The organism is Streptomyces nanshensis, from assembly GCF_001751255.1.
Taxonomy (GTDB): Bacteria; Actinomycetota; Actinomycetes; order Streptomycetales; family Streptomycetaceae; genus Streptomyces; species Streptomyces nanshensis_A.
Genome location: NZ_LJGW01000711.1, coordinates 1 through 10,044, shown reverse-complemented (window position 1 = coordinate 10,044; position 10,044 = coordinate 1). Strand labels below are relative to the sequence as shown.

Here is a 10,044-nt window from a genome sequence, read left to right as displayed (position 1 = left end):
GTACCGTCCGCGCACGACACCGCGGACGGTACGGGGCCCGCGCCCGCGCCGTGCTCCGCCGGTGCTGGCCGGCCCGTCAGCCGTCCCGCTCGCGCAGCGCACGCAGCCGCCGGTGGCACTCCAGCCCGTCCGGTACGACCTGCCACCCGGGCGAGGCGATCCGCCGCTCCACCTCGTCCTCCGGCAGGAAGTCCCACCAGTCGACCTCCTCCGCCTGCGGCCGTACGGGCACCTCGCACACCGTCTCGTAGACGCGTACGAACCAGACGTGCTCCGGCGACTCGTAGAGGAAGGTGAACCGCGGCTCGGGCGCGGGCAGTTCGGCCACGCCCAGCTCCTCCTGCGCCTCGCGCAGCGCGCACGCGTCGTAGGACTCGCCGGCGCCCACGACGCCGCCGACCACCACGTCGTACAGGGACGGGAAGACCAGCTTCTGCGGTGTGCGCCGGTGCACGAAGATCCGTCCCAGCGGATCGCGCACCTGGACGGACGTGACGCGGTGCCGCAGCCTGCGCGCCATGGCCTCGCCGCGCGGCGCCCGCCCGACGACGCGGTCCTCCTCGTCGACGATGTCGAGCATCTCGTCCGCGGAACGCGCCCGTTCCCGCTCCGCCTCCCGGCCGGCGTCCCCGCGGTCCCGTCCGCCCCGACCGTCCTGCTCGTCCCTGTCGCCGTCCCGGTGATCGTCCGCCATGGGCTCATTCCATCACCGGGCCGCCCCGCCCACCCCTGGGGTGCCGCGCGCGCGACGATCCGACTACTCTCCGGTCACCAGGTCCTCAGCGTGGACGAGCGGCGCGGAACAGGTGGAACGCATGGCGTACGACGCCGATGTCATCGTGATCGGAGCGGGGCTCGCGGGTCTCGCCGCGACGGCCGAACTGGCCGACGCGGGACGGAAAGTGATCCTCCTCGACCAGGAGCCGGAGCAGTCGCTCGGCGGCCAGGCGCACTGGTCCTTCGGCGGCCTCTTCCTCGTCGACTCCCCGGAGCAGCGCCGCATGCGCGTCCGCGACAGCCGCGAACTGGCCTGGCAGGACTGGCAGGGCACCGCCGCCTTCGACCGCGAGGAGGACCACTGGCCGCGGCGCTGGGCCGAGGCGTACGTCGACTTCGCGGCGGGCGAGAAGCGTTCGTGGCTGCGCGCGCAGGGCCTGAAGTTCTTCCCCGTCGTCGGCTGGGCCGAGCGCGGCGGCTACGGCGCGATCGGCCACGGCAACTCCGTGCCCCGCTTCCACATCACCTGGGGCACCGGACCCGGCGTCGTCGAGCCCTTCGAGCGCCGCGTACGGGCCGGAGTCGCCCGCGGCGACGTGGAGTTGCGCTTCCGGCACCGGGTGACGGACCTCGCGCGCAGCGCCGGATCGGTGGACACCGTCACCGGCGAGGTGCTGGAGCCCAGCGACGCCGAGCGGGGCACGGCGAGCGGCCGCGCGGTGGCCGACAGCTTCGAACTGCGCGCACAGGCCGTCGTCGTCACCTCCGGCGGCATCGGCGGCAATCACGACCTCGTACGCGCCAACTGGCCGCAGCGGCTGGGCACTCCGCCCGAGCGGATGCTCTCCGGCGTCCCCGCGCACGTCGACGGGCTGATGCTCGGCATCGCTGAGAAGGCCGGCGGCCGCATCGTCAACCGCGACCGGATGTGGCACTACACCGAGGGCATCGCGAACTGGAACCCCGTCTGGAATCTGCACGGCATCCGCATCCTGCCCGGCCCCTCGTCGCTGTGGCTGGACGCGACCGGCAAGCGGCTGCCCGTGCCGCTCTACCCGGGCTTCGACACCCTCGGCACGCTCGACCACATCATGCACTCGGGCCACGGCTACACCTGGTTCGTGCTCAGCCAGAAGATCATCGAGAAGGAGTTCACGCTCTCGGGGTCCGAGCAGAATCCGGACCTGACGGGACGGGATCTGCGGCTGCTCCTCTCCCGTGTGGGCTCCGGCGCGCCCGGTCCCGTGCAGGCGTTCATGGACCACGGCGAGGACTTCGTCGTCGAACGCGAACTGGGCGCTCTCGTACGGCGGATGAACGAGCTGACGGGTGAGGGACTGATCGACGAGGCCGGGCTGCGCCGCGAGATCGAGGCCCGCGACCGCGAGATCCGCAACCCGTACACCAAGGACTCCCAGATCACCGCGATCCACGGAGCGCGGAAGTACCTCGGGGACAAGCTGATCCGCGTCGCCTCGCCGCACCGTCTGCTGGACCCGAAGGCCGGGCCGCTGATCGCCGTACGGCTCAACATCCTCACGCGCAAGACGCTCGGCGGACTGGAGACCGACCTGGACGCGAGGGTGCTGACGGACGGCGGCGAACCGCTGCCCGGCGTCTACGCGGCGGGGGAGGCCGCCGGATTCGGCGGCGGCGGCGTGCACGGATACCGGTCCCTGGAGGGGACGTTCCTCGGCGGCTGCATCTTCTCGGGACGCACGGCGGGACGGGCCGCGGCAAAGGCCGTGAGCTGAAGGGCTGTTCGCCCGCGTCCGCGCGCGGCCCCGGGCAACTGCCGTACGCCGACGGGCGGTTCGGGGCCCGTCCCGGGGCCGCGCCTGGACCGCCTGAACTCCCGTACGCCCAGCGGCTATTCGCCCGCCGCCGCCAGCCGTGCGAGCAGATCGCGGCTCGCCGACGCGACCGCCGGTTCCACGCCGAGCGCGGTGAGCATCTCCGTCGCCGCCGCCATCTCGGACGTACGGCGCACGGCGTGCCGGTGGCTGCCGCTGACGAGACGGTCGACGGTGGCGGCGTCGGCGCGGCCGAGTTCGCCGGCGATGTTCTCGCGCAGCCACTCCTCGCACCCCGCCGCGCGTCCGGCCGCGAGCGCCTCGACGACGGCCGCCGCCATGCCCTTGAAGAACACGCTGCGCAGCAGCTTCCGTTCGGCGGCCGTGCCCGCCTCGCCCTCGACGAGGTCGACCGACGCCCCGTACGGCGTCAGCAGCCGGACCACGGTGCCGGCGCCCTCGCCGCAGGTCAGCATCGGAACCCGCAGGCCGCGGCCCGGCACCGGCGCCATGATCGCCACGTCCGCGAACGTCACTCCGTGCTCGGCGGCCGTGGCGGCCAGCGCCCGCTTCGCGCCGGGGGAGGCGGTGTTGAGGTCCGCCCACACGGCGCCCTCGGTGACCGCCGGTGCTCCCGCGCGCAGGGCGTCGTCCGCCGCGGAGGCGCTGTTGACGCTCAGGACGAGCTGCGCACCGGCGACGGCCTCGGCCTCGCTCCCGGTGGCGGTGACGCCGTCGGGCACGGTGACGTCCGCCGGGTCGTAGGCCCGTACGCCGGCACCCGCCCGCGCCAGGTCGCCCGCGATCGCGCCGCCCGCCTCGCCCAGCCCGAGGACGGCGACGACGGTCGGTGGCGTACCGGCGGTGCCGGGAGTACGGGAGGCATCGGGGGTGCCGGAAGTTCCGGGAGTTCCGTTCGGCGACATGGCGGCTACACTAAGCTCGCACAATATTGTTGACAATATCGGTGTGCATCCGTGGGTGCGGGACGAAGAGGAGCCGGATCGGTCGTGGCAGAGGACGGTGCGCGGAACGGGGCCGCGGTGCCCCTGGTCGAAGCCATACGAGAGGCGATCATCGGCGGCGAGTTCGTGCCGAACCAGCGGCTCGTCGAGGCCGATCTCTCCACGCAGTTCGACGCCAGTCGGGCCAGCGTACGGTCCGCGCTGCTGGAACTGGCCAACGAGGGACTGGTCGAACGCATCCAGAACCGCGGCGCCCGCGTGCGCGCCGTCTCGCTGGACGAGGCCGTCGAGATCTCCGAGGTCCGCATGGTGCTCGAAGGTCTCTGTGCCGCGCACGCCGCGGCGGCCGTCACCGGGGTGGAGATCCGCGAACTGCGGGCCATCGGCGCCTCCATGCGCGAGGCCGTCGCCGAGGGCGATCTGCTGGGCTACTCCTCGCTCAACCAGGAACTGCACCGCCGCGTACGGGAGATCGGCGGACAGCGGACCGCCTCGCGTCTGCTGGAGCGGCTGCGCGGGCAGAACGTACGCCACCAGTTCCGGCTGGCGATGCACCCGGGACGCCCCGCGGTCTCGCTCCCGGAGCACCTCGCGATCATCGAGGCGATCTGCACGCACGACGCCGACGCCGCGGAGGCCGCCGCGCGGAAGCATCTGCGGAGCGTGATCGACACGCTCCGCGAGGTCGACAGAACGGGCCAGGAGCCCCGGCCCCGCTGAACCCTCGCCCGAGCCCTCGCCTGGTCCGCACTGAGCCCTCACCGGGCCCTCGCCTGGTCCGCGCCGAGTCCGCGGGGCTTCCGCCGGACCGCTGTGTGCCCGCGCCGGCCGGTGCGCGTGCCCGGCACCACTCTGCCGGACGGCCCCAACTCCCGGCTCCCACCCCGCCGTTCGGCTGCCCCGCCCCGGTTCCCTCGTCCCGTCCGCATGCCGTTTGCCGCCCGTTCATCACCGGTCACGTCGTCCCCCTTGACCTCTGTAGCCAAGATTGTTGACAATCTGAGCGGCGATTATGGCTGCAAAGAGCCGAGAGCCACGGTCCCGAAGGAGAGACATGACGGAGACGGAGCACCCCCAGCCGTCCGCACGGGCGCGGGAACTGGTGCGCGGCGCCTACGACTGCCACATCCATGTGGCGCCCGACGTGATGCGCCGGCGCATCGACGACGTGACCCTCGCCGAGCGCTTCGCGGACGTCGGCATGGCGGGCTTCGTCCTCAAGTCGCACTACACGCCCACCGCCGAGCGCGCCGCCGTCGTCCGCCAGGCACGGCCCGGCGCCGAAGCCCTCGGCGCGATCACCCTCAACGCCTCGGTCGGCGGCCTCAATCCGATCGCCGTGGAGATCGCGGGCCGCGGCGGGGCCAAGTTCGTCTGGCTGCCCACCGTCGACAGCGCCAACCAGCGCCAGTGCCAGGCCCGCGAGCCCGAGGGCGCCACCCCGCCGATGTGGGCCAAGCTCCAGGACGATCTGCGCGCGGACGGCATGGCCGCCGACCCCGTGGACGTCCTCACCCCCGACGGCGAGGTCGTCCCCGCCGCCCGCCAGGTCTTCCGGCTCATCGCCCGCCACGACATGGTGCTGGCCACCGGCCATCTGCACGCCGACGAGATCGCCGTCGCCGTCGAGGCCGCAGCGGCGGAGGGCGTACGGCGGATGGTCGTCACGCACCCCGAATTCACCTCGCAGCGCGTCGCGTTCGACCGTCAGCGCGAACTCGCCGCCCACGGCGCCCTGTTGGAGCGCTGCTTCACCACCCCCTACACCGGCAAGGTGAGCTGGGAGACCTGGTTCCAGGCCATCCGCGAGGCGGGCCCGGCCAGTTCCGTGATCTCCAGCGACCTGGGCCAGCCCTTCAACCCGCCCGTCGAGGACGGCCTGGCGATCTGCGCCGACCGGCTGCTCGCCGAGGGCTTCGAGGAGAGCGACGTACGCACCATGACCGTCCACAACAGCCGCTGGCTCGTGGGTGCCGAACCCCTCGCGGACGCACCGGAGCACCACCGCAGGGAGAGCCTCGTATGAGCGCGCGCCGCATGCTGGTCGTCGGCGCCCACAGCGCCGACTTCGTCTGGCGCTCGGCCGGTACGGTCGCCGCCCACACCGCCGCCGGGGGCGAGGCCCTCGTCGTCGCCCTGTCCTACGGGGAGCGGGGCGAGTCCGGGGCGCTGTGGAAGCAGGAGGGCCAGACCGAGGAGAACGTGAAGCGGATACGCCACGAGGAGGCGACGAAGGCCGCCGCCGCCGTCGGCGCCGAGTTCCGCGCCTTCGACCTCGGCGACTACCCGCTGCACGTCTCACCCGAGTCCGTCGGCGAACTCGCCGAGCTGATGCGGGACTTCGCGCCCCACGTCGTGCTCACCCACCCCGAGAAGGACCCCTTCAACCCGGACCATCCGGTCGCCCACCAGGCCGTGGCCCGCGCCCGGCTGCTCACCTCCGGCGCCGGTGTCGCCAGCGGCTTCCGTACGGCGCCGCCGTCGGAGTTCCTGGCCTTCGAACCGCACCAGCCGGAACTGTGCGGTTTCACACCGACCGTCTATGTGGACATCACGCCCGTCTTCGCACGTAAGGTCGACGCCATGAGCTGCATGGCTGCTCAGCAGTACCTTCAGGAGTACTACGCACAGCGCGCCGACCAGCGCGGCAACCACGCCCGCAAGGTCACCGGCGACGACGGGATCCGGCAGGCCGAGGCCTTCCACCGGCTGCTGCCCAACGTGGTGGGTGCCCTGTGAGCGCCGCCGCCACGGACGCCGTCATCACCGACGCCGCCGTCGCCGAACTCGCCGCCGCGGGCGTCGCCACCGTCTACGAGGCGTACGGCCGCCGCGGTCTGCTCGACGCGGAGTGGACGCCGCTGCGCCCCGGCCTGCGCCTCGCGGGCCGCGCCCGTATCGCCCGCTGCGGACAGGGCGACAACCGCGCCGTGCACGAGGTGATGCCGAGGCTGCGGCCCGGCGAGGTCCTCGTGCTGACCATGCCCGAGCCCGAACCGGTCGCCCTCTTCGGCGATCTGCTCGCCACCCAGGCCGCGGCCCGCGGTGCGGCGGCCGTCCTCGTCGACGCCGCCGTACGCGACAGCGCGGACCTCGCGCGGCAGCAGTACGGCGTGTGGACGCGCTGGCGCCGGGCCCGCGGCGCCACCAAGGACCGGCGCGGCAGCGTCGACGTCCCGGTGGAGATCGGCGGCACGACCGTCGCGCCCGGCGATCTGGTCGTGCTCGACGACGACGGCGTCACGGCCGTCGCCGCCGCCGACGTGGAGACGGTCCTCGACGCCGTACGGCAGCGCATCGCCAAGGAGGACGGCCTCCGTACGCGCTGGGCCGCCGGCGAGTTCAGCTACGACGCGTACGGGATGCGCGCTGCGGACGAGGCGCCCGCCGACGGTACGGACGCGAACGACGCCGACGACGCGAACGACGGGAACGGGCCTGACGCCGGCCCCCGAGCGGGGGTGGCGATATGACCGCCGTGCTCCAAGCCGAGCGCCTCACCAAGCAGTTCGCCAAGGACGACAGCGCGATCGTCGCCCTGCGCGACTTCGCCCTGAGCGTCGAGGAGGGCAGCTTCGTCACCGTCCTCGGACGCAGCGGCTGCGGCAAGTCCACGATGCTCAACCTCCTCGCCGGGCTCACCGAACCCACCGAGGGCACCGTCTCCCACCGCGGCAAGCCGCTCACCGGGCCGGACATCGACATCGGCTACCTCACCCAGTCCGACACCCTGATGCCGTGGCGCGACGTGCAGCGCAACGTCGAGATGCCGCTGGAGATCCGCGGCGGCGTACGCGCCAAGGAGCGCCGCAGGACGGCCGCCGCGCTCCTCAACCGCGTCGGCCTCGACGGCTTCGGCAAGCACTACCCGCGCGAACTCTCCGGCGGCATGCGCCGCCGCGCGTCCCTGGCCCGCATGCTCGCGGGCTCCCCCAGCACCCTGCTGATGGACGAGCCGTTCGGCGCCCTCGACGCCCAACTGCGCACCGAACTCCAGGAGGAGCTGCTGCGGTTGTGGCAGGGCTCCGGCCAGACCGTCGTGTTCGTCACCCACGACATCGAGGAGGCGCTGCTGCTCGGCGACCGGATCGTCGTCCTCGGCGCGCTGGGACGCATCGTCGCCGATGAGCGGATCACGCTGCAACGCCCGCGCCATGTGGACGCGCTGCGCGTGGACCCGGAGTTCGTACGCCTGCACACCACGATGGCCGCGGCCCTGAAGGAGGGCTCGTCATGACCGAGCAGACCGTCTCGCAGTCACCGCCCCCGGGCCGCCGGCGCAAGCCGTCCGGCAAGGCGGCAGCGAAGGGCGCCGCGGGTGCGCCGCTGCCCGGCGGCGGCGCGTCCGGCTCGTCCGGACCCGTACGCATCGCACTGCGGCGCACCTGGCGGGAGAAGCACGGGCAGACCGCGACCGTGTGGGGCGTACGGCTGCTGCTGATCGTCGTGGTGCTCACCGCGTGGGAGCTGATGGGCGGCACCCTCTTCGACATCACCTTCACCAGCAAGCCCAGCGCCATCGGCGGGCGCCTCGCCGAGTGGTGGGCCGACGGCACGCTGTGGACGCACAGTTGGGTCACGATCCAGGAGATCGTCTACGGCTTCCTGCTCGGGGCGCTGGTCGGCGCGATCGCCGGGTTCGTCCTGGCCTCGCTCCAGCTCGCCTACCGTGTGCTCGACCCGTTCATCATGGCGCTCTACGCGATCCCGAAGGTGGCGCTGGCGCCGCTGTTCATCGTCTGGTTCGGCATCGGGATGCACATGAAGGTGCTGCTCGCCGCCGCCACCGTCTTCTTCCTCGTCTTCCTCAACACCGCCGCGGGCGTGCGCGAGGTGGACCGCGGACTCGTCGACGCCGTACGGCTGATGGGCGGCACCCGGCGGGACATCGCGCGCAAGGTCGTGCTTCCGGCGTCCATGACGGGCGTACTGACCGGCCTCAAGGTCGCCATCCCGTACGCGCTGATCGGCGCCGTCATCGGTGAACTGGTCGCCTCCAACCAGGGTCTGGGCTATCTGATCAACGACGCGGCGTCGAAGTTCGACACCGCGGGCGTCTTCGCGACGCTCGTCGTCCTCAGCGTCGTCGCGGCGTTGCTCAACGTGTGCGTCGGCCTCATCGGCCGTCGCGTGAACCGGTGGAAACCCGTCGAGGCACAGGGTTGATCGAGGCTGATAGCCTCCCCGTCCGCCAACCGTCCCCGATCTTCCCGTCCGCTTTCGACTCCCCGCACACAATGCTCAACTCCCTGCCAGACCCCCGGCCTTGAACGGTCCGCGGATCCCGGCCCCGTAACGGGCCGGACCCCGCGGCCCGCGACGGGTCGCCGGTCTTCAAGCCGGTCTTCGGTCTTCGGTCTCCGTGTCCGAATTTCGCTTGACCACCGATCTTCGTGTCCGACCTTCGAACTGCGCAGAGCCTTCCGCGTCGGCCCCGAGCGCGCGGAAGTCATGCAACTGGAGCTTGAACCATGGGTAAGCACATCGAGCGCATAGAGCGCAGAACACTGCTGAAGTCCCTCGCGGCGACCCCCGTCCTCCTCTCACCACTCGCCGCCGGCTGTGCGAACCATGGGTCCAGCACCTCCGCCGGCACGCTCAACATCGGCCAGATCAGCGACTCCGTGGCCTTCTTCCCCCTCTTCGTCGCCGAGGAGAAGGGCTACTTCAAGGACGAGGGCATCAAGCTGGGGGAGCGCCCCCGGCTGGGCACCGGCGCGAAGGTCGCCGCCGCGCTCAAGTCCGGCTCCATCGACCTCGGCGGGGGCGTGCTGACGGACGCCTTCAACCTGCAGAAGACCGGCGGAGCGGGCGGTACGAAGGTCACCACCAGCCTCGTGACCGAGTACTACGTGGACATCGTCATCGGAAAGAAGGTCCGGGCGCCCGGCGACACCGCCGGGCTGGAGTCCCGCGTCAAGGCCCTGGTCGGCAAGAAGATCGGCATCACCGGACCGGGCAGCGGCACCGAGGCGCTGGTGACCTACCTCTTCGAGCGCATCGGCAAGAACGCCAAGAAGGAAGCGACCCTCGTCAACCTCGGCAGCGCCGCCACGTCGGCCATCGGCGCGCTCAAGTCGGGCCGCGTCGACGCGCTGTCGTTCTTCCAGCCCATCGGGCAGCAGGTGGAGGCGGACGGCTCGGGGCGGATCCTCATATCCCCGGCGCGCGGCGACGTCGCCGACATGATGGGGGCGCTGCACGGGGTCGTCTTCACGACCGGCAAGCTGCTGAAGAAGAAGAAAGACGAAGTCGACAGCTTCCAGAACGCGATCAAGCGGGCCCAGCAGGATGTGCAGGGCGACCCGGACAAGGTGCGGGAGCTGCTGGAGAAGTACCTCAAGGACACCTCGGCGAAGGCGCTGGACGCGCTGGTGCCGATGCTGCGGCGGGAGATGCCGCAGTCGCCGGAGGTCGAGAAGCGGCCGTACGACACGGCGCGGAAGTTCCACCTGGAGAGCAAGCTGGTGGCGAAGGCGCCGACGTTCTCGGAGATCAAGGGGTAGGTGCGGCGCGCGGTCGTTGCGCGGCGCGCGGCTTCGTGCGGCGCGGCCGGGCCCGGGGCTCCC

10 protein-coding genes are annotated in these 10,044 nt (G+C 72.1%); 8 read left to right on the top strand and 2 right to left on the bottom strand.

Annotated features, from left to right (window positions below; translation table 11 throughout):
* Positions 1 to 76: 76 nt before the first annotated feature.
* Positions 77 to 580 (bottom strand): NUDIX domain-containing protein, encoded by a 504-nt coding sequence (locus AN218_RS32660; RefSeq protein WP_070020644.1) that lies wholly within the window; start codon positions 578 to 580, stop codon positions 77 to 79.
* A 235-nt stretch (positions 581 to 815) separates the two neighbouring features.
* Between AN218_RS32660 and AN218_RS32655 the strand changes: the two genes are divergently transcribed.
* Entirely contained in the window at positions 816 to 2,471 is a 1,656-nt protein-coding gene (locus AN218_RS32655; protein ID WP_070020640.1) for an FAD-binding dehydrogenase, read from the top strand.
* Positions 2,472 to 2,587: 116 nt separating this feature from the next.
* Here AN218_RS32655 and AN218_RS32650 read toward each other — a convergent pair whose 3' ends face one another.
* Positions 2,588 to 3,436: an NAD(P)-dependent oxidoreductase gene (locus AN218_RS32650; RefSeq protein ID WP_079132842.1), complete on the bottom strand. Its 849-nt coding sequence runs from the start codon at positions 3,434 to 3,436 to the stop codon at positions 2,588 to 2,590.
* An 84-nt stretch (positions 3,437 to 3,520) separates the two neighbouring features.
* On the opposite strand from AN218_RS32650, the gene AN218_RS32645 reads away from it, so the two are divergent.
* From AN218_RS32645 to AN218_RS32615, 7 genes are all read left to right on the top strand, one after another.
* Positions 3,521 to 4,195, top strand: a complete 675-nt coding sequence (locus AN218_RS32645) for a GntR family transcriptional regulator (RefSeq protein WP_216311844.1) — start codon at positions 3,521 to 3,523, stop codon at positions 4,193 to 4,195.
* Positions 4,196 to 4,529: 334 nt separating this feature from the next.
* Complete coding sequence (locus tag AN218_RS32640) at positions 4,530 to 5,501, top strand: DUF6282 family protein (RefSeq protein WP_070020639.1); 972 nt, start codon at positions 4,530 to 4,532, stop codon at positions 5,499 to 5,501.
* The gene (locus AN218_RS32635) at positions 5,498 to 6,214 is read left to right on the top strand and encodes a PIG-L deacetylase family protein (protein ID WP_070020638.1); all 717 of its coding nucleotides are present in this window, start codon (positions 5,498 to 5,500) and stop codon (positions 6,212 to 6,214) included. The genes AN218_RS32640 and AN218_RS32635 overlap by 4 nt, the downstream gene beginning before the upstream one ends.
* A complete protein-coding gene (locus tag AN218_RS32630) occupies positions 6,211 to 6,948 on the top strand; it encodes a 4-carboxy-4-hydroxy-2-oxoadipate aldolase/oxaloacetate decarboxylase (RefSeq protein ID WP_216311843.1) in 738 nt (245 codons plus the stop codon). The genes AN218_RS32635 and AN218_RS32630 overlap by 4 nt, the downstream gene beginning before the upstream one ends.
* Positions 6,945 to 7,712 carry an ABC transporter ATP-binding protein gene (locus tag AN218_RS32625; protein WP_070020637.1) on the top strand — a complete coding sequence of 256 codons (768 nt, stop codon included), beginning with the start codon at positions 6,945 to 6,947 and terminating at the stop codon, positions 7,710 to 7,712. The genes AN218_RS32630 and AN218_RS32625 overlap by 4 nt, the downstream gene beginning before the upstream one ends.
* Entirely contained in the window at positions 7,709 to 8,641 is a 933-nt protein-coding gene (locus tag AN218_RS32620) for an ABC transporter permease (RefSeq protein ID WP_079132841.1), read from the top strand. The genes AN218_RS32625 and AN218_RS32620 overlap by 4 nt, the downstream gene beginning before the upstream one ends.
* A 305-nt stretch (positions 8,642 to 8,946) precedes the next feature.
* Positions 8,947 to 9,981, top strand: coding sequence for an ABC transporter substrate-binding protein (locus AN218_RS32615; RefSeq protein ID WP_070020636.1), 1,035 nt, complete (start codon positions 8,947 to 8,949; stop codon positions 9,979 to 9,981).
* The last annotated feature ends 63 nt before the right edge of the window (positions 9,982 to 10,044 follow it).

Coding starts and splice junctions, on each gene's coding strand:
- AN218_RS32625 (WP_070020637.1), top strand. CDS start 6,945: ATGACCGCCGTGCTCCAAGCCGAGCGCCTCACCAAGCAGTTCGCCAAG.
- AN218_RS32660 (WP_070020644.1), bottom strand. CDS start 580: ATGCTCGACATCGTCGACGAGGAGGACCGCGTCGTCGGGCGGGCGCCG.
- AN218_RS32650 (WP_079132842.1), bottom strand. CDS start 3,436: ATGTCGCCGAACGGAACTCCCGGAACTTCCGGCACCCCCGATGCCTCC.
- AN218_RS32640 (WP_070020639.1), top strand. CDS start 4,530: ATGACGGAGACGGAGCACCCCCAGCCGTCCGCACGGGCGCGGGAACTG.
- AN218_RS32635 (WP_070020638.1), top strand. CDS start 5,498: ATGAGCGCGCGCCGCATGCTGGTCGTCGGCGCCCACAGCGCCGACTTC.
- AN218_RS32655 (WP_070020640.1), top strand. CDS start 816: ATGGCGTACGACGCCGATGTCATCGTGATCGGAGCGGGGCTCGCGGGT.
- AN218_RS32620 (WP_079132841.1), top strand. CDS start 7,709: ATGACCGAGCAGACCGTCTCGCAGTCACCGCCCCCGGGCCGCCGGCGC.
- AN218_RS32615 (WP_070020636.1), top strand. CDS start 8,947: ATGGGTAAGCACATCGAGCGCATAGAGCGCAGAACACTGCTGAAGTCC.